The 23,146-nt window shown below is 36.1% G+C and carries 27 protein-coding genes and 1 CRISPR repeat array; of the genes, 13 read left to right on the top strand and 14 right to left on the bottom strand.

Features of this window, described 5'->3' with window-relative positions; translation table 11 throughout:
• Window positions 1–374: 374 nt before the first annotated feature.
• The 6 genes from MP478_RS03140 to gwsS all read left to right on the top strand — a co-directional run bounded on the left by MP478_RS03140 (window position 375) and on the right by gwsS (window position 3,671).
• On the top strand, window positions 375–611 hold the full coding sequence (locus tag MP478_RS03140) for a hypothetical protein (RefSeq protein ID WP_230034996.1): 237 nt from the start codon (window positions 375–377) through the stop codon (window positions 609–611).
• A gap of 117 nt (window positions 612–728) precedes the next feature.
• A complete protein-coding gene (locus MP478_RS03135; protein WP_230034994.1) occupies window positions 729–953 on the top strand; it encodes a hypothetical protein in 225 nt (74 codons plus the stop codon).
• Between the two features lie 63 nt (window positions 954–1,016).
• Window positions 1,017–1,229 (top strand): hypothetical protein, encoded by a 213-nt coding sequence (locus MP478_RS03130; RefSeq protein WP_230034992.1) that lies wholly within the window; start codon window positions 1,017–1,019, stop codon window positions 1,227–1,229.
• A 101-nt stretch (window positions 1,230–1,330) separates the two neighbouring features.
• Window positions 1,331–2,359, top strand: a complete 1,029-nt coding sequence (gwsG, locus tag MP478_RS03125) for a grasp-with-spasm system ATP-grasp peptide maturase (RefSeq protein WP_257199549.1) — start codon at window positions 1,331–1,333, stop codon at window positions 2,357–2,359.
• Window positions 2,356–2,577 (top strand): hypothetical protein, encoded by a 222-nt coding sequence (locus MP478_RS03120; protein WP_257189067.1) that lies wholly within the window; start codon window positions 2,356–2,358, stop codon window positions 2,575–2,577. The genes gwsG and MP478_RS03120 overlap by 4 nt, the downstream gene beginning before the upstream one ends.
• 2 nt (window positions 2,578–2,579) lie before the next feature.
• Window positions 2,580–3,671 (top strand): grasp-with-spasm system SPASM domain peptide maturase, encoded by a 1,092-nt coding sequence (gene gwsS, locus MP478_RS03115; protein WP_257199548.1) that lies wholly within the window; start codon window positions 2,580–2,582, stop codon window positions 3,669–3,671.
• A 14-nt stretch (window positions 3,672–3,685) separates the two neighbouring features.
• On the opposite strand, the gene MP478_RS03110 is transcribed toward gwsS, so the two are convergent.
• Window positions 3,686–4,222: a DUF2867 domain-containing protein gene (locus MP478_RS03110; protein WP_257199547.1), complete on the bottom strand. Its 537-nt coding sequence runs from the start codon at window positions 4,220–4,222 to the stop codon at window positions 3,686–3,688.
• A gap of 262 nt (window positions 4,223–4,484) precedes the next feature.
• Between MP478_RS03110 and MP478_RS03105 the strand changes: the two genes are divergently transcribed.
• The 3 genes from MP478_RS03105 to MP478_RS03095 all read left to right on the top strand — a co-directional run bounded on the left by MP478_RS03105 (window position 4,485) and on the right by MP478_RS03095 (window position 6,245).
• Window positions 4,485–5,633 carry a methionine aminotransferase gene (locus tag MP478_RS03105; RefSeq protein ID WP_257199546.1) on the top strand — a complete coding sequence of 383 codons (1,149 nt, stop codon included), beginning with the start codon at window positions 4,485–4,487 and terminating at the stop codon, window positions 5,631–5,633.
• Between the two features lie 186 nt (window positions 5,634–5,819).
• Entirely contained in the window at window positions 5,820–6,017 is a 198-nt protein-coding gene (locus tag MP478_RS03100) for a bacteriocin (protein WP_230034980.1), read from the top strand.
• Window positions 6,018–6,047: 30 nt separating this feature from the next.
• Complete coding sequence (locus tag MP478_RS03095) at window positions 6,048–6,245, top strand: hypothetical protein (RefSeq protein ID WP_230034978.1); 198 nt, start codon at window positions 6,048–6,050, stop codon at window positions 6,243–6,245.
• A gap of 75 nt (window positions 6,246–6,320) precedes the next feature.
• Here MP478_RS03095 and MP478_RS03090 read toward each other — a convergent pair whose 3' ends face one another.
• Both MP478_RS03090 and MP478_RS03085 read right to left on the bottom strand, forming a co-directional pair.
• Complete coding sequence (locus tag MP478_RS03090; RefSeq protein WP_230034977.1) at window positions 6,321–7,085, bottom strand: SDR family NAD(P)-dependent oxidoreductase; 765 nt, start codon at window positions 7,083–7,085, stop codon at window positions 6,321–6,323.
• Between the two features lie 89 nt (window positions 7,086–7,174).
• A complete protein-coding gene (locus MP478_RS03085; RefSeq protein ID WP_230034975.1) occupies window positions 7,175–8,113 on the bottom strand; it encodes an AraC family transcriptional regulator in 939 nt (312 codons plus the stop codon).
• A gap of 143 nt (window positions 8,114–8,256) precedes the next feature.
• On the opposite strand from MP478_RS03085, the gene MP478_RS03080 reads away from it, so the two are divergent.
• The 3 genes from MP478_RS03080 to MP478_RS03070 all read left to right on the top strand — a co-directional run bounded on the left by MP478_RS03080 (window position 8,257) and on the right by MP478_RS03070 (window position 8,926).
• Window positions 8,257–8,460, top strand: coding sequence for a hypothetical protein (locus tag MP478_RS03080; protein ID WP_257189074.1), 204 nt, complete (start codon window positions 8,257–8,259; stop codon window positions 8,458–8,460).
• A gap of 75 nt (window positions 8,461–8,535) precedes the next feature.
• Window positions 8,536–8,706, top strand: a complete 171-nt coding sequence (locus MP478_RS03075; RefSeq protein WP_230034973.1) for a bacteriocin — start codon at window positions 8,536–8,538, stop codon at window positions 8,704–8,706.
• A 55-nt stretch (window positions 8,707–8,761) separates the two neighbouring features.
• Window positions 8,762–8,926 carry a hypothetical protein gene (locus MP478_RS03070; RefSeq protein ID WP_257199545.1) on the top strand — a complete coding sequence of 55 codons (165 nt, stop codon included), beginning with the start codon at window positions 8,762–8,764 and terminating at the stop codon, window positions 8,924–8,926.
• 156 nt (window positions 8,927–9,082) lie between these two features.
• Here MP478_RS03070 and ychF read toward each other — a convergent pair whose 3' ends face one another.
• The 5 genes from ychF to typA form a co-directional block, all read right to left on the bottom strand.
• Window positions 9,083–10,174: a redox-regulated ATPase YchF gene (gene ychF / locus MP478_RS03065; RefSeq protein ID WP_209802760.1), complete on the bottom strand. Its 1,092-nt coding sequence runs from the start codon at window positions 10,172–10,174 to the stop codon at window positions 9,083–9,085.
• 181 nt (window positions 10,175–10,355) lie between these two features.
• Window positions 10,356–10,907 carry a ferritin gene (locus MP478_RS03060; protein WP_230034969.1) on the bottom strand — a complete coding sequence of 184 codons (552 nt, stop codon included), beginning with the start codon at window positions 10,905–10,907 and terminating at the stop codon, window positions 10,356–10,358.
• A gap of 328 nt (window positions 10,908–11,235) precedes the next feature.
• A complete protein-coding gene (locus MP478_RS03055) occupies window positions 11,236–12,849 on the bottom strand; it encodes a glycoside hydrolase family 10 protein (RefSeq protein ID WP_257199544.1) in 1,614 nt (537 codons plus the stop codon).
• A gap of 383 nt (window positions 12,850–13,232) precedes the next feature.
• Entirely contained in the window at window positions 13,233–14,597 is a 1,365-nt protein-coding gene (locus MP478_RS03050) for an MFS transporter (protein WP_257199543.1), read from the bottom strand.
• Window positions 14,598–14,886: 289 nt separating this feature from the next.
• Entirely contained in the window at window positions 14,887–16,692 is a 1,806-nt protein-coding gene (typA, locus tag MP478_RS03045; protein ID WP_230034963.1) for a translational GTPase TypA, read from the bottom strand.
• Window positions 16,693–16,904: 212 nt separating this feature from the next.
• Between typA and MP478_RS03040 the strand changes: the two genes are divergently transcribed.
• A complete protein-coding gene (locus MP478_RS03040) occupies window positions 16,905–18,236 on the top strand; it encodes a NosD domain-containing protein (protein WP_257189079.1) in 1,332 nt (443 codons plus the stop codon).
• A 9-nt stretch (window positions 18,237–18,245) separates the two neighbouring features.
• Here MP478_RS03040 and MP478_RS03035 read toward each other — a convergent pair whose 3' ends face one another.
• From MP478_RS03035 to cas1, 6 genes are all read right to left on the bottom strand, one after another.
• A complete protein-coding gene (locus tag MP478_RS03035) occupies window positions 18,246–18,506 on the bottom strand; it encodes a DUF1294 domain-containing protein (protein ID WP_257189080.1) in 261 nt (86 codons plus the stop codon).
• A 113-nt stretch (window positions 18,507–18,619) separates the two neighbouring features.
• Window positions 18,620–19,168: a type 1 glutamine amidotransferase domain-containing protein gene (locus MP478_RS03030; protein WP_257189081.1), complete on the bottom strand. Its 549-nt coding sequence runs from the start codon at window positions 19,166–19,168 to the stop codon at window positions 18,620–18,622.
• Window positions 19,169–19,311: 143 nt separating this feature from the next.
• Complete coding sequence (locus tag MP478_RS03025; RefSeq protein WP_257189082.1) at window positions 19,312–19,989, bottom strand: YceI family protein; 678 nt, start codon at window positions 19,987–19,989, stop codon at window positions 19,312–19,314.
• A gap of 242 nt (window positions 19,990–20,231) precedes the next feature.
• Window positions 20,232–20,549, bottom strand: coding sequence for a helix-turn-helix domain-containing protein (locus MP478_RS03020; protein ID WP_257199542.1), 318 nt, complete (start codon window positions 20,547–20,549; stop codon window positions 20,232–20,234).
• Window positions 20,550–20,919: 370 nt separating this feature from the next.
• Window positions 20,920–21,860: direct repeats of the CRISPR family, unit length 46 nt; unit sequence GTTGTGAATTGCTTTCAAAATTATTATCTTAGTGATTAGTCACAGC.
• Between the two features lie 57 nt (window positions 21,861–21,917).
• Window positions 21,918–22,256, bottom strand: a complete 339-nt coding sequence (gene cas2 / locus MP478_RS03015) for a CRISPR-associated endonuclease Cas2 (RefSeq protein WP_034678328.1) — start codon at window positions 22,254–22,256, stop codon at window positions 21,918–21,920.
• Window positions 22,253–23,146 carry a type II CRISPR-associated endonuclease Cas1 gene (gene cas1, locus MP478_RS03010; protein ID WP_257199541.1) on the bottom strand — a complete coding sequence of 298 codons (894 nt, stop codon included), beginning with the start codon at window positions 23,144–23,146 and terminating at the stop codon, window positions 22,253–22,255. Before cas1 ends, cas2 begins: the two co-directional genes overlap by 4 nt.

Here is a 23,146-nt window from a genome sequence, read left to right as displayed (position 1 = left end):
CTTATCGTATGACACTTCGGTATGCTTTAGGAACATAATACCCAACCTTCAGCCTGAAGTCAATTCAGTATTTTAAACATCCATGCTTAATTCAACAGACCCTCAAACCAGAGTAGTCAGCATTATTCTATTAAAGATATCTGTCTCTATTTTCATTTAATCCGTCTTTATATACACTTATTGAAAAACCAATTACACTTACAAAGTGAAGATTGATTTCCATTAAAAATATATTTAATCTTGTATAGACAACAACAACTCATTATCAATAAGATACGGCGGGGTAAAAACAAAATGAAACTCAAAAAAAATTAAAAAACGCTGAAAATTACTCCATGGCGGGAAGACAGGAGTAAAAACTAAATTTCAATATCATGAAACTAGAAAGTTTAAAATCAGAAAAATTTAAAAAATTAGACAGTCACGCGATGCATGAAATTAAAGGAGGTCTTGTGGAAAGAACCGGGTCCGGCTCTCTTATTGGAACCCCGGGAGGAGGTATACGGACTGCCAGCTCTGATACATTAATCTGGGATGACAACGGTGGAGGCTTACAGCATGTAAGTTTCGTGGATGCAAAAACAGGGTTGGAAATATCCTATTTTATGTAATACAACCATAATTCTAATTCTTACAGGAACTATCAGGATAACAGTTGAACCTGAAGAATACTGTACGCTGAACAACAGTCTCAAGGCGAAAGACAGAGATAACTAAAAAATTTAATAATGAAACTAGAAAAATTAACATCAGAAAAATTCAGAGCATTACATAATGACCTGATGGGTAAAATTAGAGGCGGTCAGAATGTGGCAACCAACGCCGGGGCATTTATGAATGGCGGTGTTCCCGATATTTCGACTCATGACATCAACGTTTATAACGACAGAGGTACTCTCCTCACTCAAATCTTCTATGCTACCGATGGCAGTAAGCATGTTATATCTGTGTAAAAAAAATACGCTGAACAATTACTTCATGGCGGAAAGACAGAAGTAAAACTAAATCCAAAATTTATGAAAAAATTAGAAAGTTTGACGTCTTTGAAATTCAAAGAAATGACTACAAGCCAAATGAGCACATTCAAAGGAGGAGCTATTATTGCAACACAGGGTGCTTATTCTCCAGACCATGGAACATCATGGGTCCGATGCCCTGATAGAGAAGATACTGTTCTTAAATGCAAGGAATATCTTATTAATGATGTATGGTATGGAGGTACTTACTAGTGATTAGCATAATGGTCATTAGTAATATCTAAGTTATTGCGGGATGCGATAAGTATCCCGCATTTTAATTATAACTGATTGTCATAGAAGTAAATAAATATATGATGCACCTGATCCAAAGTAACAAAAATGACCGATCCACTAATGATGTGCTGGACTGGATTTTTTATCTGGAAAATAAAAATAAAATCTGCCGTATCAATAATGAAACAGTTATTCAAAGTATCAGTTTTAAAATATCAAATACTGAAGGCCTTTCAGTGGAGTTATCTACCGACCAGGGGAACATTAACAGCAAGGAAATTAAAAAATTCTGGTATAGAAGAGGAAACTTTAAAAGCAATAAGGGATTTACATTATCTACATATGATACTAAGCTGAAAAAAATGATTTTCCGGATTCAGGATAATTTTCAAAGAGAAAATGAAAGAATGATTGACAATGTCTACTCAGCTTTCGAAAAAGGAGGAAGGATAAACAGATTTCAGGAAAATGTTACCAATAAAGTGCATAATCTTAGCCTGGCCAATGATGCAGGATTAAAAATACCGGAAACATTAGTGACCAGCAATATAGATGAATTATTAAGCTTTTCTGCCAGATATGATTCAATTATTACAAAAGATATTGAATTTAATTCATTTCAGTTTACCTATACAGAAGGTTCAGAGGTATATATCCATCAACCCGTTCTCAAACTTTCCAAAAGCGATATTCAAAATCTGAGCATACAAAACAATGGAAAAGAGTTCAGCCATTTTTCCATGTACCAGGAGTATACCGAAAAGAAGTATGAACTACGCATCTTTTATCTGAAAGGTAAGTTTTATACTATGGCCATTTTCTCACAAGCCAACGAAAAAACAAAAACTGATTTCAGAAACTATGATAATGAAAGACCAAATCGGTGTGTCCCTTATCAATTACCTAAAGAAATAGAAAAAAAATTAGTCTCATTCATGCAAAGCATTGATATGAATTCCGGTTCTATTGATATGATCTATACTCCTGAAAAAGAATATGTCTTTCTGGAAGTAAATCCTATAGGGCAGTTTCAATGGTTGTCTAAATGCTGTAATTATGATATTGAGCGACAGATTGCTTTTGATCTATTAAAAGAAGAAATATGAAAAAAGAAGAGCAAGAAAAAATAAAAGAAGAAATACAAACCTGGATGGCAGAAAACAAAAGCCAGCTATCTTTACATTCACACACCTGGAATATAGATGTATTTGAAAGTAAAAAAAATAGTGATTTCCAGGAATCTTTAAAGCTGGGTAAGTACAATGCAGAGCCGGCAGAGGCTGACCCTTTTTACAAACCTTATTCTAAAATGCATATACTATAACTATGGATCACTTGCTGCTTTTATACAGTCACTGTATCATCGTAAAAGGAGCTTCCCGCTCGGTAATCTGCGATCTTCAGAGAAGAAAAATTTATCCTGTACCTCATTCTCTGGTGTCATTATTTACAGATGAAAGGTATATTAATGTACCTGAAATCCTGATACAGCTCGATGATGATGAAAAAGAAATATTTCATGAGTATCTGGAGTTCATAGAAGAACATGAATTTGCATTCTACTGTTCTTCTGAAGAAATAGGATTATTCCCTAAAATGGCTGAAGAATGGTTGTTTCCGGCTCATATCTCTCACTGTATTCTGGATGCGGAGTATGAACTTCCATATTTCGACACCCAATTTCTTGAGCAGCTGGAAGCACTCTGCTGTAATTTTATTCAGTTCAGATTTTTTAAGGAAGCATCCTGGAATGAATTAGAAAGAATAATGAGTATGATAACTCCTTCACAAATAAAATCCGTGGAGATTATACTTCCCTGTAAAAATGAAGATCTTTTTTATCAAAGCACCGAATTATTTGTCAGGAAACATAAAAAAATAAGCAGTCTTACCATTACCGGAACCAATGTAACAAAAATTTATAAGGAAGGCAGTCACGGAACTGGTTATATATTGCAGACTGACAGGATTATTGACAGCGAAATTCACTGTGGGGTTATCGATAGCAGTTTATTCTCCATTAATATTACAACCTTTACCGAATCTTTGGCTTTCAACAGTTGTCTTAACCGGAAAATTGGTATCGACACTAAGGGTCATATTAAAAACTGCCCCAGCATGAAAAAAAGTTTTGGCCATATAAAGGAGACCTCTTTGGAAGATGCTATAACCCAGCCGGATTTCAAAAAATACTGGACTCTCAGTAAAGATAAAATCTCAAAGTGTAAAGACTGCGAATTCCGTCATGTATGTACCGATTGCCGGGCCTATCTGGATGAACCTGGCAATATATACTCAGCACCACTTAAATGTGGGTATGATCCTTACACATGTACCTGGGAAGAATGGAGTAATAATCCTTTAAAAGAAAAAGCAATACAATATCACCAGATGCAGGAACTGATGATCAATAGATGATACTTCCCAATTTTCTATCTGGCTTCCAGCTTGCCGATTACATTTTTCAGCATGGCCGGAACAATCAGTCTGTGAAAAGGGCGAACCGGTAAAAAATATAAGATTCCCAGCCAGTTATGAAGTTTTACAGTCGTAGAAATGGTCAGTGCTTTTTCAGTCTTATCATCCTGGATTTTATCAAGCAGCAGGGAAACTCTGAAGTCGAGATGTTTATCATCCTCTCCCAGTATAATTTCATTTTCTGTTTTTTCAAATACTGTAAAAATTCCCATACGTTCCCCCACTTCACACTGAAAGTGATCAGCAGCCTGAGCCTTATCAGGATCTGCTCCTGTTTTTAATCCAAATAATCCAACCACTTTATTCCTGAAGGCAAACATTTTCTTTCCCCATTGCGGACCACTGATAAAAAAAGCTTTCCCAACTTCTGAAATGTCAATATCTGACTTGCTGTTCATTACCTCACCGGCAAAGCTGTCAGCATAATCAAAATCCTTTTGGTCTTTAGCTAACACCGATTTTTGCGGAAAGTCAATCTTCTTAATCTTCATTTTCATGGGTTTAATGGGTTATTGGTCTACCAAATGTAGGCATCTTCCAACGAAATAAAAAGAAAAAAGCATCTTTTTTTAAACAAATGTTTATTTAATTTCTAACCTACAAATCTATCGCCATAAGCTGAGTTTCTATGAGAACAGCGCTTCTTATTAACCCAAATCAAATTCAGATTCAGAGAGAATTCTTGATTTAATTCTCGATCACTTCAAACTGTTTTAAATATTTCATTAAATTCGATACTGAAAAAATCGTTTTATGATACAACTTCCTTTATCAAAACTTTCCAATGTGGGAACTACCATTTTCAGCCAGATGACACAGCTGGCCAATGAGAATGAAGCCATCAACCTCTCTCAGGGATTTCCTGACTTTATGCCTGATATGGAACTCTTAAACCATGTAGACCATTTCATAAAAAAAGGGTTCAATCAGTATGCTCCCTTAGGAGGAATGATTGGATTAAAGGAAGAAATTGCCCGGAAAATTGAAAACAGTCATCAGGCAGCTTATCATCCCAATACAGAAATAACCATTACCGCAGGAGGCACTCAGGCCATTTTCACAGCTATTGCCGCTTTTATAAAAAAAGAAGATGAAGTTATTATTTTTGAACCTGCCTATGACTGTTATGAGCCTACGGTAGAACTTTTCGGAGGTGTCGTAAAGCGTTTTGAGATGAAAGCTCCGGACTATGAGATCAACTGGAATGATGTAAAGAAGCTGATCAGCGGGAAAACGAAAATGATCATTCTTAACAATCCTAATAACCCCTCCGGAAAGATCCTGAAAGAAAATGATATTCAGGAACTTATCAACATTGTAAAAGATACTTCCATTCTTATTTTAAGCGATGAAGTCTATGAAAATATTGTTTTCGACGGGAAACAGCACTTAAGCATCTGCCAGCATCCCGAACTTAAGGAAAGAAGCCTGCTGGTAGCCTCATTTGGAAAACTTTTCCATGTTACAGGCTGGAAGGTAGGCTATTGTGCAGCACCCAAAAACTTATCCGATGAGTTCCGAAAAGTTCATCAGTTTAATGTTTTCTGTGTCAACACTCCTATTCAGCTTGCCCTGGCAGAATATATGAAAAATGACGAACATTATACTCACCTTAATCAGTTCTTTCAGGAAAAAAGAGATTTTCTGAGAAAAGGTCTTTCCGGGACTTCTTTTGAATTACTGGATTGTGAAGGAACTTACTTCCAGGCTGTCAAATACAATAAGATTTCTGATAAAAATGATTTTGACTTCGCAACCCTGCTAACGGTGGAACACAAAGTGGCAAGTGTTCCTTTTTCTTCCTTTTACAAAAACAAAATCAATGAAAATGTCATCAGATTATGTTTTGCCAAAAAACAGGAAACACTGGAAAAAGCTATTGAAAACCTTTCAAAAGTCTAGCTGATTATCCTTTATATTTATCATACTTTGAACCGCCTGAACACAGTCGGTTCTTTTGTTTTCTCTTATTTTCATTAAGCAGAAAATAACATATAAAAGTAGACAACTTCCCGATTTTATCCACACAATGTGATATATTTCAATTATTTTACATATCTTAGTGAAAATCAAACAAATAAATATACTATGGAAACGAAAATCTTATCGAAAGGAAAAAAACTAAACAAAAAAGAGCTGAAAACGATTGCCGGAGGTATGCTGAACTGTATGCCTGCCCAGGAAATCTGTCCTCCGCATCTTGAACCGTGTGAATCTCATGTTGATGAGAATGGCTGTTCAATGATTTCTCCTTTTTGCGGCCAAAAAATATGCAGACCCCAATAATATTCAGCATACTCATTTAAAATTAAAACCATGAAAAAACAAACAGTAAACAAAGGAAAGAAGTTAAATAAGAAAGAATTGAAAATGATCACCGGAGGGCTTGTAAGATGTATCATTTCCGGTACACGCTGCCAGTACTACGGACCGGGTTGCAAAGAACCCCAGTGCCAGCCACCTACCCCCGTTGATCCCATCGAAATAGTGGATCCTGTATTTCCAATAAACTAGATTCAAACGTTATTACAAATAATAAAGAACCAGCCCTCTCAGGGTTGGTTCTTTATTTATATCATTTCAGAGTGCTTATAAAAACATTCCTCCCGAAGCTTCAATTCTCTGCCCATTGATCCATCCTGCGTCTTCGGTACATAAAAATGCCACTACTCCACCTATATCGTCAGGAAGTCCAACTCTTCCTAAGGCTGTAGCCCCTGCAACTACGGCGTTTATATCTTTATCATCTCTTACTCTTCCTCCTCCAAAATCTGTTTCAATCGCGCCTGGAGCCACTACGTTAGCTTTAATTTTTCTACTTCCCAACTCTTTGGCCATGTACTTTGTCAGCATTTCTACCCCTGCTTTTATAGAACCGTAAACAGATGATCCCGGCGTAGCAAATCTTGCCAGCCCTGAAGAAATATTTACAATTCCTCCTCCATCATTGATAAACGGTAAAAATTTCTGAGTTAGGAAAAATACACCTTTGAAATGAATATCCACAATATCATCAAGCTGTTCTTCAGTAACTTCGGTAATAGGTGAATATAAAGCTGTCCCTGCATTATTGATCAGGTAATCAATAGTTGGACTTCCTGTATTTTGCTGTAAATGATCCGTAACTTCTTTCACGAATCCGTCAAAGCTCCTGATATCTTTTGTATCCAGCTGAAAAGCGGCTGCCTTTCTTCCCAACGCTTTAATTTCCTCTACTACAGCTTCTGCTTCTTCTTTATTGCTTCTATAGGTAATAATGACATCCAATCCTTTTTGAGCAATCTTAAGTGCAGAATTCTTACCCAATCCCCGGCTTCCTCCGGTTACCAGTGCAATATTTGTTTTTGTGTCCATTTTATTTTGATTATTTTGATATTACAAAGTTGGGGTATTTTCAGCGTCAACGGTTTGCTTGAATCAATCTGAAATTTGCAAAATTCAAATCATGAACGAAATTCTAATGGAGCAAATGTTGTTTTTCTTTTAAAAAAGTTTGAAAAGTGGGCAATTTCTTCAAAACCCAAAGCATAAGAAATCTCAGAAACATTCCATTTAGTTTGTTTTAAAAGGATTTTAGCCTCCTGGATAATGCGGTCTGCAATAAATTCGGTAGTTGTTTTCCCTGTATTTTCTTTCAGTTTTTTATTTAAGTAATTAACATGAACAGCCAATCGGTCTGCATAATCTTTGGCCGTCTTCAACTGCAGTCTCTGTTCTGTAGATTCAATAGGAAACTGTCTTTCCAGTAATTCTATAAATAAAGAAACCACCCTCATGGAAGCATCGTTTGAAGTTGAAATATTGGATGCCGGCTGCAGTTTCTGTCCATAATGAATCAGTTCCAGTACATAATTTCTGATCAGGTCATATTTATAGATATAATCTGAAGCGATCTCTTTTTTTATTTTTTTAAAAAGAATTTCAATTTCTTCAGCCATCTCATCATCAATTTCAAAGACAGGCACTCCTCCCGGCTGAAAGATAGGAAGATCTTCCAGACTGTTATAGGATTTATCTTTTATAAAGAAATCTTCGGTAAACACACAAAAGCTTCCTGACTGTTCAGGAGATTCGGGAACCCAGTGGTAAGGAAGTTTAGGGGTTGCAAATAATAAAGCATTCTGGTGTATTGAAATGACTTTATCGGCATATTCAGCCCTGTTTTTGCCTCTTATAAAGCTTATTTTATAATACTTCCTTCTATTGTAAGGCATTTCTGAGGTTGTTTTTATCCTTTCAATAGTTTGGGCAATATCAAAAACATTAAAATGTCCGATGTCTTTATGGAGACCTTTTGGGAAAATACTTTCAAGGTCCTGTCCCAGCTTGGCTGCCATTTCTTTATAAAAATCTTCCAGTGAAGTATGAGCTATCTTTTCCATAGCAGATGATTTGTAAAATTCAAATATACAAAGTTGGATGTATATAAAAGTAAAATAATTATTTCATTCTTTTCTATATAAAGTGATATACTATAATAATTTTTACTACTTTAGTCTTCAGTAACTTACTAAAAATCAAAACTATGAAAAACCAAATTTCACAAGCCGGGAAAAAATTAAACAAGAAAGAGCTAAAAATGATTACCGGTGGTATGCTTGATTGCATGCAGCCTGTATTATGTCCTGAGTGGCCATGTGAGACGTATCCACCTGATGATCCCAGAAACTGTACAACGATTTCCGTAGGCTGTGCTCAAAAAATATGCAGACCACAACCTATAGAATAATATATAACAGTTTATTGTGTGAAGTTCATACAACTTCTGAGAATACATTCAACCTATCAACTAAAATTAAATGCTATGAAAAACAGAAACTTAGACAAAGGAAAAAAATTAAACAAAAAAGAGCTGAGAACCATCACTGGCGGTTTACTGCAATGTGTTGATCTTATGACAGGTTTATGCAGAATCGTTGGAGCAAGCTGCGCAGAGAGACAGTGTAGATTTGTTCCAGGTCCAATATTACCATAATACCAATCGTATTTGCAAAAATATACATATCAAGTAACCTATAAAAATCAAGACAATGAAAAATCAAAATTTAAACAACGGTAAAAAATTAAACAAAAGAGAATTAAGAGTTATTACCGGGGGAAAAGAAATGTGCCTGCTTGCCAATCTACAATGTAAGAGAATCTCTCTAAGCTGTGCAGAGCCGCAGTGTCAGCCGGGACCTATTGAGCTTCAATAATATAATGATGAAGAAACGCTTCCCTATCGGAAGCGTTTTTTAGTAAATAAGTAATCAAAACAATATATCCATGTTTATATTTCCGGTGTTGCAAAAAACGCTCCCAAATTCATGGAAGCGTTTTTTTATTACAAACTAACTTTAATATTTTTTCTCTTATACGTTGAATCTGAAGTGCATGATGTCACCATCCTGAACGATATATTCTTTACCTTCCACAGAAAGCTTTCCGGCTTCTTTAATCTTTACTTCAGAGCCATAAGTCATATAATCCTCATACTTGATTACTTCGGCACGGATAAATCCTTTTTCAAAATCTGTATGGATCACTCCTGCTGCCTGAGGAGCTGTCCATCCCTGTCCGATAGTCCAGGCTCTTACTTCTTTTACTCCTGCTGTGAAATACGTTTGAAGTTTTAATAAGTCATAAGCCTTTCTGATCAAACGGTTTACGCCCGGTTCTGTAAGACCTAATTCTTCAAGGAAGATCTCTCTTTCTTCGAAAGTTTCCAATTCGTTAATATCAGCTTCAATCTGAGCCGCTAAAACAACAACTTCAGCACCTTCATTTTTAGCCATTTCTTCAATCTTACCAATCCAGTCGTTTCCGTTCTTAATGGAATTTTCATCAACATTACAAACGTAAAGTACAGGTTTGTTGGTCAAAAGCTGTACTTCTGAAATCACTGATTTTGCGAAATCATCCATAGCAAATTCTCTTGCATTTTTACCGTCTTCAAGGAATTTCTGAAGATTTTGAAGTGTTTCATACGTCAATAAATCTTCTTTCTTTCCGGACTTGATGAATTTTTTTGCTTTTTCAACTGCCTTTCCTACTGTTTCAAGGTCTTTCAGCTGTAATTCGATATCAATAATTTCTTTATCTCTTAGCGGATCTACAGAACCTTCAACATGAATAATGTTTCCGTTATCAAAACATCTTAAAACGTGGATGATTGCTTCACACTCACGGATATTGGCCAGGAACTGGTTTCCCAATCCTTCTCCTTTGCTGGCTCCTTTTACAAGACCCGCAATATCAACGATTTCAACTACAGCCGGTAAAACTCTCTCAGGTTTTACGATTTTCTCCAGTTCAAACAATCTCTGATCCGGTACAGAAACCGTTCCAAGATTCGGCTCAATAGTACAGAAAGGATAGTTTGCTGATTGAGCTTTTGCATTGCTCAGACAGTTAAAAAGAGTTGATTTACCTACATTCGGCAGGCCTACGATTCCACATTTCATATTGTAAAATTCAAAGTTTAAGGTTCAATTGTAATTCAAGTTTTCTCCAACTTTTACTGTTGAATACCGGACCTTGAATTATGAGTGTGCAAAGATAGTGATTTTAAAGGGAGATTCATAATAAAAAAATCTGACAGCATTCTGACAGATTTTCAGGTAATTTTATTTTAATAAACAGGGTTCAGGGATTATCTCCCGTGGCATTCTGCGCCAATGGCACATCATTTGGGGTTTCCTGTAACGTTTTATCTAAAGTAAATAAAGATTCGTCGGTTGCCCTGTCACCCCCTGCAATTTTCAATTTATCAATTAAGTTCTGAGCCAGTGTTTCTTCTTCAATCTGTTCCTGTACAAACCACTGCATAAAATTCCATGTCGCCCAGTCCTTTTCTTCCATGGAAAGGTCCACAATCCTGTAGATAGCCGTTGTATTATCCACTTCATGTTTAAAGACTCCGTCAAAGCACGCTGTGAGTGTTTCAGGATCCGCCGGAGGAGCAGGAATGGCATCTACTTTTGGCTTACCTCCTCTGTTTAGAATATATTCCATGAATTTTATTGAATGATTCCGTTCTTCCTGAGCATGTCTGTACAGAAAGTTGGCAATCCCCTGATATCCTTTGTCATCAGCCCAAATTCCATAAGATAAAAAAACGTGTGATGCATGAATTTCTTTATTCATTTGGTCACTAAGTGCTTTTTCCATGTTTGCGGAAAGTCTGTTCGTATTCATAATGCTATATTTTGGTGATTATGGGATTTATAATGCAAAAATGGTTCCGACAATATCTTAAGTTTTTATATATAAAATCAAAATATATTTATATTTAACTGATTTTCATTATTTTAAATTAATAATTTATAGTTATTCTAAAATAAAACCCGGTTTATTTCAGAACCGGGTTTAATATTGTGAGTGAGCACAAAAACGCTGAGATTTTATACATTTTTATTGTTACAGTAGAGTAAAATCAAAAATCTCCGAAAGATAGACCGGCATCAATTGATATAACGATCCTTTATATTTCTCAGCTTCTCATAGCTCTTTTGTATCAAAAAATTTACTTGATTTTTTTTGCAATATAATCACTTTCATTTCCAAGTCTGTCAATAGCTTTGATGGCTAGAGCATTTAATTTTTTTCCATCCTTAAACTTTGGGATATCTTTGGAAAGGGTATCCAGTGTTACAATTTCCGTTTCCCACAGTCCGTTATACTGTGTAAAAAGTACCCATTGAAAAACCTCACCGATATTTTTTGTGCTCCAGTTTACCCGTGCAGAACTTCCGTTATCTGTAATGAACAGTGTAGGAGCCTGTAGTGGGGCAGCTTTTATCCATGGTGTTTTAGGGACTAAAGCTTTTTCACTGTAAGGTCCGTTTTTAAGGACCGGAAGCATATTTGGATTTTTTGTGAGCCCGGCAATACTCCAGTGGATTTCTCCGGCATCTTTTTTCAGGATGTTTCTGGAAATTTCAATCTGACTTTTAATCTCCGCAGGGCGGTCAGAAACTTTGATCTCCACAGTATTTAATCCCGGCCATACATGGCGGTTCATGGTATTTTCTGCCTGCCACCAGCTTAACAGCGCTTCAAAACCCTGGCCTTTTGAATCTATCGGCCAGTACAGCTGTGGTGAGAAATAATCTACCCATCCTTTATTCAACCATAATTTGGCGTCTGCATACAGTTCATCATATTGTGAAGACCCCACGATTCCTGCCGGATATCCCGGTTTCCAGATTCCAAACGGGCTGATTCCAAATCTTACATAGCTCTTTTCAGCATGGATTTCTTTATAGATACGTTCTACAAATTTATTCACGTTATCTCTTCTCCAGTCTGCTCTTGACAATGTTCCTCCGCTGCTTATATAAGCATTCCAGCTTGCATTATCGGGAAAGTCTGCCCCTCTGTTGTAGGTAGCGTAAGGATAAAAATAATCATCAAAGTGCACTGCATCAATATCATATCTTTTCACAATATCCTTTACAACATTGGAAACGTGGCCCTGTGTTTTAGGATTAGCCGGATCAAACCAATACATTCCATTCTTTAATCTTACTACAATATCGGAAAGTTTATTGGCCATGGACAAGCTGTTTACCGATCCTCCGTTGGAATGATGGGCACGGTAAGGGTTTAACCAGACATGAAGTTCCAATCCCCTTTTATGAGCTTCTTCAATCCAAAACTGAAGCGGATCGTAGTTTGGATAAGGAGCTGCTCCTGTTTCACCGGTTAAAAAATACGACCAGGGTTCAATATTACTGGTATAAAGAGCATCTGCAGAAGGTCTGATCTGGAAGATCGCGGCATTAAAATTATTATCTTTCAGCATATCAAGCATACTGATGGCTTCTGCTTTCTGCTGATCTACGGTCAGGTTATTTTTTGAAGGCCAGTTGATATTCGCAACACTGGCAATCCATGCTCCCCGGAATTCTCTTTTAATTTCCGGAAGAGTGGTTCTGAACGTTTCTTCTGCTGGAACTCCTGTTTTGGGCTTGGTTACCACTACAGGTTCTTTTGGCTGGGTTGTATTGGTGTTGGGTTTTGTTGTGCTGTTTTTAGTGGGAGGTGTCTTTACAACATTGTTCTGAACGGAGCATGAGGTGCTGTAAGACGCAAAAATTCCTAATAAAACGATAAGCTTTAATTTATTTATTCTCATATATTGATCTGAAGAAAGATTCTAAGATATTAAAAATGCAAAACTAATGATATAAAGATGATTATCCGAATTTGAAATATCTTTTTTAATGTTACAAATAATTTCTGCATTGTTTTAGTTATCAAACCTGTTTAAACACATTAAAAATTGAGTCACAAAAGCTGAGTGAAACGTTATAAACATTTTAGTTTATTTTAAGTTTAAACGGATTGAAAATAAAAAGTACACTAAAGCAAAAAACTTTGATTTTTTTTAACTTACGTGGGCTTTAATAAGCTTATTTTCACAACTTTATTAGACTTAATGTTCAATAAATCTGTAACTTTAATAAAAAGTTCATCCACAAAAGAATTTAAATCACCGTCAGCAATACCTGTATCACTTTATTCTTCCACTTTCGTAAGATCAGTCTTATAGGTTTCCGGAATGAATACTATATTAACTATTATGGCTAAAATCACAAGAAATAACGGGTAAACTAATCCTATAAATGGCGAAAGAAATGCGCTTACTACAAAACTGGTCTTGATAAATTCTGTTACGAATGCTGTAGCACCTCCAATAAAACCGTTTCCCATATTCTGGGCAAACCCCATACTTGTATATCGTATTTTTGTAGGAAAAATTTCCAGCATAAAAGCTCCCAAAGGGCCATAAGTAGCTGCTGCAGCCACTGAAAGCAGAAAGCTTAGTCCTACGATTTTCAATATGGCTTCGGTGCTGACTGAGTGTACTTCATTAATACCCTGAGGATTTCCTATCTTCATAAAAAGATAAAAAGACAGCGGAATCAGAATAAGACTGGAAACCAGGCCTCCGATAAGCACTTTTTTACGTCCAATTTTATCACTCAATGCACCAAAGTACTGATAAAAATATACACTTAAAAACATGGCTATTCCGGTAATCAGTAAAACGGTAGTATTTTCCAGCTTCACCGTATTCTGCAAAAAGAAAAATACAACAAACTGATTGGTCTGCATCACTGAACTTTGTGCAGCATTGCCTCCGAAAATAGCTTTCAGCATTGTTTTCACATTCCCTTTCGTTGTAAACGCTTCTTTAACCGGTGATTTGCTTGTTTTCCCGGATTTTTTAAGCTCTTCAAAAACAGGGCTTTCATGAAGTCTTTTTCGTATAAAGTAGCTTAAAATCACCAATACAGCACTTAAAAGAAATGGAATTCTCCAGCCGTAACGGTTAAAATCAGCTTCAGACATTGTACTTTCTGTTATAAAAACAACACCCAGGCAAACCAACAGCCCTATGGGAACTGTAGCCTGAATAAATCCGGTATAAAATCCCCGTTTTTCCATTGGGGCATGTTCCGCTACATAAATGACAGCGCCGGCATATTCGCCGCTGATAGCTAATCCCTGAAACAATCTACACAGCAGTAAGAGAACCGGAGCAGCCCAGCCAATGCTTGAAAAGTTAGGAATACATCCAATTAAGAATGTGGAAGCTCCCATTAAAACCAATGAAATAAGGAAGGAATATTTTCGCCCTATTTTATCTCCGATATTTCCAAAAATAAGGGATCCTATCGGGCGGAACATAAATGATGATCCTACGATGGCAAGGGTCTCCAGAAAGTGAGAACCTTCCGATGGGAATAAATTTACGGAGAGAACTTTTGCAAGAATTACAGCAAGCAGCATATCATACCACTCAATTAATGTTCCTACAGATGATGCAATAATAACAGTTTTTATATCATTTTTATAGGCAGCTTTTGCAACGTCCATTTATTGTATTATTTTATAATTATACTATGTTTTTATTATCTATGGCAGCGTTTGGTAGTTTCATTGCTGCATGAGCAAACATACAATTATTTCCATACTAAAAATCAATTGCTTATTTATTTCATTAAAAACATTAAAATAAAAAAAAACATTAAAAAGCACCTTGGAATAGCTGAAAAACAAACACAACAATTAGGGATAAATAAAAACGCATTATCTTTAAATATACCGCTACAAAAGCAAAAAGCCCCGATAAATCGGGGCTTTAACTTTATATAAGAATATTTGATTACGCTTTCGCTGATCTTTCCATTCTTTTTCTTTCTTCTTCAGAAAGGATTTTCTTTCTCATACGGATGAAGTTTGGAGTTACCTCGATTGCTTCATCACCCTGGATATATTCCATACATTCTTCAAGAGAGAATAAGATTTTTGGAGCAACTCCTGTATCTTTATCTTTTCCTGATGCTCTCATGTTGTTCAGCTGTTTTGCTTCAACAATGTTTACCACAAGATCTCCAGGTTTGTTTTGTTCTCCAATGATCATACCTGCATAGATTTCCTCACCCGGATCCACAAAGAACTTACCTCTGTCCTGTAATTTTGCAATTGAATATTCTGTAGCAGGACCTTGAGTTTTGCTGATCAATACTCCATTATTTCTTCCAGGAATAGCTCCTTTGAAAGGCTTATATTCTGTGAAACGGTGTGCCATAATAGCTTCACCAGCAGTAGCTGTCAACATCTGAGAACGCAATCCGATCAAACCTCTTGAAGGAATTTCGAATTCCATGTGCTGCATTTCCCCTTTAGTTTCCATGATGTGAAGATCTCCCTTTCTCTGAGTTGCCAGGTCGATAACTCTTGAAGCATATTCTTCAGGAACATCAACAACCAAAGATTCATAAGGCTCACATTTTTCACCATCAATTTCTCTAAGGATCACCTGTGGCTGACCAATTGTCATTTCGTAGCCTTCTCTTCTCATTGTTTCGATCAAAACTGACAAGTGAAGAATACCTCTACCGAATACAAGGAATGTATTGGCATCATCAGTCTGCTGAACTCTTAATGCTAAGTTTTTCTCTAATTCCTTCGTTAATCTTTCTTTCAGGTGATTAGAAGTAACATATTTACCATCTTTTCCGAAGAAAGGTGAATTGTTGATAGAGAACGTCATGTTCAAAGTAGGCTCATCGATAGCCGTTCTTTCCAATGGCTCAGGATTTTCAAGATCTACAAATGAATCACCGATCTGGAAAGCATCAAATCCTACTACAGCACAGATATCTCCTGCCTGTACTTCAGTTACTTTTTTCTTTCCTAATCCTTCGAAAACGTAAAGTTCTTTTACTTTTCCTTTTACAATTTTACCGTCTGCCTGAGCAAGCCCAATCCACTGAGATTCTTTAAGCTCACCTCTTGTTACTTTACCGATCGCAATTCTTCCTAAGAAAGAAGAGAAATCAAGAGAAGTAATCTGCATCTGAAGAGTTCCTTCAGCTACTTTCGGTTCAGGAACATATTGTAAAATCCCGTCTAATAATGGTAAAATATCTTCAGTCTGCTCTAGTGAAGTGTTGAACCAACCTTGCTTAGAAGAACCGTAGAATGTTGGGAAATCCAATTGTTCTTCAGTGGCTTCAAGGTTGAAGAATAAGTCGAATACCTGATCGTGAACCTCGTCCGGACGACAGTTTGGCTTATCTACTTTATTGATAACAACTAATGGTCTTAAACCTAGTTCCAATGCTTTCTGAAGTACGAATCTTGTTTGTGGCATCGGTCCTTCGAACGCATCCACCAACAAAATAACTCCATCAGCCATTTTTAATACTCTCTCTACTTCTCCACCGAAATCAGCGTGACCAGGAGTATCAATTACGTTAATTTTTGTGTCTTTATAAGTAACAGAAATATTCTTGGATAAGATCGTGATCCCTCTTTCTCTTTCAAGATCATTGTTATCCATAATTAATTCTCCACTCTCCTGATTTTCTCTGAAAATATTGGTAGCGTGAATGATTTTGTCAACCAAAGTCGTCTTCCCGTGGTCAACGTGTGCGATAATCGCAATATTTCTAATGTTTTGCATATAGGATTTTTACGGGTGCAAAAATAGTGATTTAAAATGAATTAATTAAAAAGTTTATGCAATATTTAACAATTTCATAATGAGAAATTTAGATAATTCCCATTTATAATCACAAAAAAAATATGTTGCGTCAAGTTCTGACGCTGGTCAATTTTACCTTTGTTTCCATAAAACAGCACCCAAATACTCATCTCTTTAAAAAAAACAAAAAAATGACAAATAATTTAAGCATACTGACCATTAATGAATTCATTGATTCTCAGGATCCTGATTTAGATAAAGAAATTGTAACACTGATTGATCAATACAGCGGGGAACTTGTTAATTTCAGAAAACAGACTAAACCGGTTCCTGCCAATGGCCGTTATCTGTACCGTACCAAAATCAATAATGATGAGTCTACCGTGTATTATAAAAGAATTGTTACCCATGATATTTCTATAAGAATTGCGGAAGTATACGGCGATGGCAATACAGATGACTCCCGTGAAATCCAGCAGCTCATCGATGAAATGGAAACAGGACAGGTTTTACGTTTAGACAATAGAAGATATATGCTCCGAAGTCCTCTACAGATCAATAAAGCTATTAAAATTAAAGGTTCTTCTGTGAAAAGTAATATCAGCTTCCCTCCATTTCTGATCACCAACAACAATGACGGCATTATTCTCAATACCTCCGGAGTGGTTCTTGAGGGATTTGGAATTTATAATATCATATGGTACACCACATCTCCCAATACCATCACCGGAATTAAAGTGAATGGCACATTGGAAAATCATATCCATGACATTCTTTTAAGAGACCTAACGATCAGAGGATACCAAACCGCGTTAGAAGTCAATGATATGTCTTCCTCACAAATTCAAACCGTAAAAGCCGAAAACTGTAAGGTGGGAATCCATGTTAAAGGGCTATCTGCCCATAATGAAATCTCTAACAACACGTCAATTACGATTAACGGCCATTATGATATCCCGGGCAGCAAAGGCATTTGGTTTGAAGGCACTTCCCCAAAAAAAGGATTGAGAATTACCAATACGATCATCTGCAATGTCTACGAAGGAATCTATGCCGAAAATGCCTCACAGATTAATTTTAAAAACAATATCATTGATTTTTGCAGACATCGTGGAATTACCATAGCAGAAAACTGCAATAACTGGAATATCAACAGCAATTACATCGCTCTTTCCCAACCGGGATACGGAATATATCTGGATAATAATGCGCAGGGTTCAGCACTGACACGTGGAAACAAAATTGTGGATAATGACCTCTTACTCTATGATCATCCTGAAAACGACACCACTTCTATAGGCATTAATATTATGGGAAGAGGATCTCTTTATGATGAAGTAAGAGGAAATTCTTTCAAGAATTTTAAAGCATATGATATTAAAGCAGATACCGGATTAAAAACAACGATAACTCACAATAAATGCTTATCTGAAATGACTCCGAATATCATGGGCAACTTTATAACAAATGATAACCTGGGAACGGTCTGTTATCAAAAACTGAACGATCAACTTTTGCAATAAGAAATCCTATCAGTGTCTTACAAACCTGTAAAGCAATACAAGATCAACAAGAACCACCAGGATAAATTTCATCAGGAATGATTTTTTAGAGGTTTTATGGTTAAATATGATTATTCCGGAGGCCGCTCCTATTATTCCGCCTACAAGTGAGAGTCCTAAAAGGGTATTTTCTGAAATCCTCCGTTGGCTTTTCTTTGCCTTCAGTTTATCAAACCCAAAAACACAGAACGTGACTACATTTACAATCAGCAGGCAGATAATTATTTTCAATATTAATTTTTAGCAAATATAAAAAGATTGCTCCTGATAAATACCATTCTTTTCAACACAAAAAGGCCCGGGCTTTGAAAGTACCGGGTCTTTTATACCGTGCTTCAGTATGGTTACAAACCCTGTCCGGCATGTTGTCCTTCTTTAATCTCTTCTACCATTTTAGCATTAAAGGCTGGTAAATCTTTTGGTGTTCTGCTCGTTACCAATCCATGATCTACAACAACTTCACGGTCTTCCCAATGTGCTCCCGCGTTGATCAGATCTTTACTGATTGAATTCACAGACGTCATATTCCTTCCATTCACAACTTTTGCATTGATTAAGATCTGCGGCCCATGACAGATAGCTGCAACAGGCTTATTTTGTATAAAAAAATCTCTTACAAATGATAGTGCCTGCCCATTTGTTCTTAGCTGATCAGGATTAATCACTCCGCCAGGCAAAACCAAAGCGTCATAGTCAGAAGCTGCAGCCTCATCCAATGTTTTATCTACCTCATATTCTTTTCCCCAGTCTTTTTCTGCCCATGCTTTAATGGTACCGGGCTTTGGACTTACAATATCGGCAGTCCATCCCTGTTGCTCTAAATATTCTTTCGGTGATTTAAGCTCACTTTCCTCAAAGCCATTGGTGGCAAGAATTGCAATTTTTTTCGACATGATTTTACGATTTTAAGGTTATCCTGATAAAGAGAAAAAATAATGCCGCCTGTATGTTATAGACTGCTAAAAAAAGTTAAAGATATGCATACAAAAAAGCTGCTTTTAGTAAGCAGCTCTGTATTCTATTATTGGTCAATTTATTATTTTTTAGCTTTTACATCAATGCCGATCTCGATGTCTTTGCTGATCATCCATTCTGCAGGATCTGCCTCTGAAGTACCGAATTTAAGTCCCCAATCTGCTCTGTTTACAGTAAATTTAGCCTGAATAGAAGCTGTATTATCTACTACATCTACTTTAGCCGGGAAAGTTACATTCATTGTTTTTCCTGATAAAGTAAGGTTTCCACTTACCGTTTTGTTAGCTCCTGCTACAGCATCTTTTGGGGCTTCTTTTAAATCTGCAACACTTGTAATTTTGAATTCTGAAGTTGGGTTTTTCGCAGCATCAAAGAAATCAGGGGTTTTCAAGTGAGTTTCCAGATCTGCCGGTTTTTTATCCTTCTCTGTTACTGAAGCCGGATCTACTTTAATAGAGTTCATGTCAATCACAAAGTTCCCTGCAGAAACCTGACCTCCATCAACGCTGATATCTCCTGATTTTACACTAAGTGTTCCCCAACGAGGTGCCATACCTCCTTTGTGATAAGCTTTCCAGTTTACTACAGAAGTTGCAGCATCTACTGTCAATACTTCTCCTTTGCTTTCTGCAACCGTCTGCTCCTGAGCTGTAGCCGCAGTATCTGCAGATTTTCCTTTATTACATGATGCCACAAGCAATCCTACTCCTACTAATGCAATTACGCTAATTTTTTTCATATTGAACTGTTTTAAAAAAGTTTGTATTTTAAGATTCCAAAAGTAAAAAAACTTTATTTCTGTTTCCTTAACATACATCAAGAAATGGAAATTTTTCATTTTTATTATGATCTATTAAAAATCTTACCCTTTTATAATCCCTAATTATAACATTTAGCTTTTTGATTTAGTTGGAATTACTATTATAAATCAATCATTTTTGTGCTTATCTGCATTGTCTGATAAATACCGGAATTTTCTCTCTAACCACTTATAATTATTTTTAGCATTTCGAGTTTATTTCTCAATTTTACATTTTCTTTTTCTAAATGAGATAGGTACGTATAAATATTTTCATCATCAATGCCAGAATCATTTATCTCTTTATGATCATCTTCATAAATTTCTTCAACAGGAACATTTAAAAAATTAGCGATCTTTATCCATTCCTTCTGGATAATTTTTGTAATACCATTCTCTTTCCTGCTGTAGTTTGAGACTTCAGTAGGAAGGATATCAGCAATCTGTTGTTGGGTAATTCCTTTTTGTTTTCTTATGGCCTGTAACTTCTTTTTTTTCATTTTGAGTCTTATAAAATTTGAATTAATAAGTATAAAAATCATAGGTACAAGAGTAAACCATGTCATTATTTTCAATACTCTTTATCCTTATTTTAGTAACAGATATTCATTATAAATTCTTTTATTTTTTGTAAAACTAAAATTATCGAACTGATTTATACTATGGATTCCCGTAGTTATGAATTAAAAAAAATAGTATATTAGATCAGTTATCAATCATGGTTAGATTTGACAATTTATGGCGGAATCATCTGAACAAAGGTTATTTCCCCACCATCTCCCCTTATCATATAAAAGAAAGTGCAGACGAAATCGTGTATCAGGATTTTGCTTATCAATTTTATAAAAATAGATATTAACGAATCTCTCAAAATTTACTATCTTCGTGATTAGTCACAGCCCTGCTGCTTTCCAGGGGACAACCTTTGCTGTTGTGAATTGCTTTCAAATTATTATCTTAGTGATTAGTCACAACCCTGTGAAAGAACAGGCACCTGCTTAAGCCGTTGTGAATTGCTTTCAAAATTATTATCTTAGTGATTAGTCACAGCATCCCGTTCATACCTCCTGTAGCCTCTATAGTTGTGAATTGCTTTCAAAATTATTATCTTAGTGATTAGTCACAGCTAATAGATGAACTACAAAGAAATGCAATAGGTTGTGAATTGCTTTCAAAATTATTATCTTAGTGATTAGTCACAGCATTTTGGGGTAGTTACTTTGATTGCGACCCGTTGTGAATTGCTTTCAAAATTATTATCTTAGTGATTAGTCACAGCAAGCAACTAATAGACAACAGAAAGCAATTGGTTGTGAATTGCTTTCAAAATTATTATCTTAGTGATTAGTCACAGCATTCCTATGCTTGTAATGCATCCAGCCTCCGTTGTGAATTGCTTTCAAAATTATTATCTTAGTGATTAGTCACAGCTACCCTCATGCAGGGAGGTGCCCAGGCAGCGTTGTGAATTGCTTTCAAAATTATTATCTTAGTGATTAGTCACAGCTAATAGCTCAGAAAGAACAGCTATTACACTGTTGTGAATTGCTTTCAAAATTATTATCTTAGTGATTAGTCACAGCAAAGAGCAAATCTTGAAAGAGCAGATCTTAGTTGTGAATTGCTTTCAAAATTATTATCTTAGTGATTAGTCACAGCTTCTGATGTATTCTTATCGTTTAATACCTTGTTGTGAATTGCTTTCAAAATTATTATCTTAGTGATTAGTCACAGCGGTCCCATGGATAGGGCATTTTCTTTTAAAGTTGTGAATTGCTTTCAAAATTATTATCTTAGTGATTAGTCACAGCCTCAAAATTTAACCCGTTGAAATTCAACGGGTTTATTAATTAATTAGAATTTAAAATTTAGAATAATTCAAGCTGTTGAAAGGTTGGTGGTGGCTCTTCTTTATTTCTGGCAAAGAATATTTCAATATCTCCGAACTGTTTATCCGTAATACACATAATGGCCACTTTTCCGGCTTTTGGAAGCATAAACTTCACTCTTTTAATATGAACTTCAGCATTTTCACGGCTTGGACAGTGTCTCACATACATTGAAAACTGAAATAAGGTAAAGCCATCATCAAGCAAAGATTTACGAAAGCGGTTGGCGTCTTTCATATTGGCTTTAGTCTCTGTCGGTAAATCGTATAATACTAAAACCCACATAATTCGGTATGCATTAAACCTTTCGGCATTCATATCAGTTCAGGATAAGAGATCAGACGTTTTTCTCCCGTATAGCATTTATACAGTGACATGGCTGTTGTTTTTACGGCAACCAGTAATGGCCTGGTTTTATCGTCTATTTTTACATCTTTGGTCGCAATCTGTAAAATGAAAGCTTTAAATTCTTTAGTTAATTCTTCAGTTTCCGAATTGATTTCAAGCCATTGCATTACTAATAAATCAACGAAAGGACGATAAGGTTCCATCAGGTCATCCGCAAGACAGTAAGGGTTATATTTATTCTTATGGAAAATTCCAAGAACGGGAAGTAATCCGGTCTCAACAATTGATCTTGCGACAATGCTTCTTAGGACTGAGTACCCAAAATTAAAAAACTGATTGGGTGAATCTCCAAAACGCTGTCTTAGAAAATCCAAACTGATGAGGTATTTCCAGTAATGTTGTGCCGCAATACCTTCCATATTGGTCATATCGCCACTTTTAACACTATTCTGATAATCAATCATCGGCTCGTAATAATTTTCTAAGCGTTTTAAAACCTCTTTTTGATTTTCAATTTTACATTCGACAGTCTGTTTCCAAAGTTGCTTTTTGAGCGGTTCGCTGGCTTCCAACTGATCCTTGATCCGGTCAGAATGTTCAGTGTGTCCGTAAAGCGGCAGCATAATTCCGTGTGGTAAATGATGACTGTCGCAACTGACCACAACCACATTATTTCCCATCATTTTCTGAATCAATTGATGCGAAATCGTAATCTGGAAATGATCCAACATCAGCAAGCCCAAATCTTCCACCGGAACTTTACCTTTCATTTCTTTTGTGGAAGGTTCCAAAATATACATCTGCTCATCTTTAAGTTTAAGATAAGCAGGATTGCCGATGTAGATGGAGCGAGTGATCAT

Source organism: Chryseobacterium sp. WG14 (assembly GCF_024586945.1).
Classification (GTDB): domain Bacteria; phylum Bacteroidota; class Bacteroidia; order Flavobacteriales; family Weeksellaceae; genus Chryseobacterium.
This window is presented reverse-complemented; position numbering and strand designations above follow the sequence as displayed.

Excerpts from the sequence above, each read along its gene's own strand:
- MP478_RS03140 (WP_230034996.1), top strand. The coding sequence starts at position 375 with ATGAAACTAGAAAGTTTAAAATCAGAAAAATTTAAAAAATTAGACAGT.
- MP478_RS03135 (WP_230034994.1), top strand. The coding sequence starts at position 729 with ATGAAACTAGAAAAATTAACATCAGAAAAATTCAGAGCATTACATAAT.
- MP478_RS03130 (WP_230034992.1), top strand. The coding sequence starts at position 1,017 with ATGAAAAAATTAGAAAGTTTGACGTCTTTGAAATTCAAAGAAATGACT.
- gwsG (WP_257199549.1), top strand. The coding sequence starts at position 1,331 with ATGATGCACCTGATCCAAAGTAACAAAAATGACCGATCCACTAATGAT.
- MP478_RS03120 (WP_257189067.1), top strand. The coding sequence starts at position 2,356 with ATGAAAAAAGAAGAGCAAGAAAAAATAAAAGAAGAAATACAAACCTGG.
- gwsS (WP_257199548.1), top strand. The coding sequence starts at position 2,580 with ATGGATCACTTGCTGCTTTTATACAGTCACTGTATCATCGTAAAAGGA.
- MP478_RS03110 (WP_257199547.1), bottom strand. The coding sequence starts at position 4,222 with ATGAAGATTAAGAAGATTGACTTTCCGCAAAAATCGGTGTTAGCTAAA.
- MP478_RS03105 (WP_257199546.1), top strand. The coding sequence starts at position 4,485 with ATGATACAACTTCCTTTATCAAAACTTTCCAATGTGGGAACTACCATT.
- MP478_RS03100 (WP_230034980.1), top strand. The coding sequence starts at position 5,820 with ATGGAAACGAAAATCTTATCGAAAGGAAAAAAACTAAACAAAAAAGAG.
- MP478_RS03095 (WP_230034978.1), top strand. The coding sequence starts at position 6,048 with ATGAAAAAACAAACAGTAAACAAAGGAAAGAAGTTAAATAAGAAAGAA.
- MP478_RS03090 (WP_230034977.1), bottom strand. The coding sequence starts at position 7,085 with ATGGACACAAAAACAAATATTGCACTGGTAACCGGAGGAAGCCGGGGA.
- MP478_RS03085 (WP_230034975.1), bottom strand. The coding sequence starts at position 8,113 with ATGGAAAAGATAGCTCATACTTCACTGGAAGATTTTTATAAAGAAATG.
- MP478_RS03080 (WP_257189074.1), top strand. The coding sequence starts at position 8,257 with ATGAAAAACCAAATTTCACAAGCCGGGAAAAAATTAAACAAGAAAGAG.
- MP478_RS03075 (WP_230034973.1), top strand. The coding sequence starts at position 8,536 with ATGAAAAACAGAAACTTAGACAAAGGAAAAAAATTAAACAAAAAAGAG.
- MP478_RS03070 (WP_257199545.1), top strand. The coding sequence starts at position 8,762 with ATGAAAAATCAAAATTTAAACAACGGTAAAAAATTAAACAAAAGAGAA.
- ychF (WP_209802760.1), bottom strand. The coding sequence starts at position 10,174 with ATGAAATGTGGAATCGTAGGCCTGCCGAATGTAGGTAAATCAACTCTT.
- MP478_RS03060 (WP_230034969.1), bottom strand. The coding sequence starts at position 10,907 with ATGAATACGAACAGACTTTCCGCAAACATGGAAAAAGCACTTAGTGAC.
- MP478_RS03055 (WP_257199544.1), bottom strand. The coding sequence starts at position 12,849 with ATGAGAATAAATAAATTAAAGCTTATCGTTTTATTAGGAATTTTTGCG.
- MP478_RS03050 (WP_257199543.1), bottom strand. The coding sequence starts at position 14,597 with ATGGACGTTGCAAAAGCTGCCTATAAAAATGATATAAAAACTGTTATT.
- typA (WP_230034963.1), bottom strand. The coding sequence starts at position 16,692 with ATGCAAAACATTAGAAATATTGCGATTATCGCACACGTTGACCACGGG.
- MP478_RS03040 (WP_257189079.1), top strand. The coding sequence starts at position 16,905 with ATGACAAATAATTTAAGCATACTGACCATTAATGAATTCATTGATTCT.
- MP478_RS03030 (WP_257189081.1), bottom strand. The coding sequence starts at position 19,168 with ATGTCGAAAAAAATTGCAATTCTTGCCACCAATGGCTTTGAGGAAAGT.
- MP478_RS03025 (WP_257189082.1), bottom strand. The coding sequence starts at position 19,989 with ATGAAAAAAATTAGCGTAATTGCATTAGTAGGAGTAGGATTGCTTGTG.
- MP478_RS03020 (WP_257199542.1), bottom strand. The coding sequence starts at position 20,549 with ATGAAAAAAAAGAAGTTACAGGCCATAAGAAAACAAAAAGGAATTACC.
- cas2 (WP_034678328.1), bottom strand. The coding sequence starts at position 22,256 with ATGAATGCCGAAAGGTTTAATGCATACCGAATTATGTGGGTTTTAGTA.
- cas1 (WP_257199541.1), bottom strand. The coding sequence starts at position 23,146 with ATGATCACTCGCTCCATCTACATCGGCAATCCTGCTTATCTTAAACTT.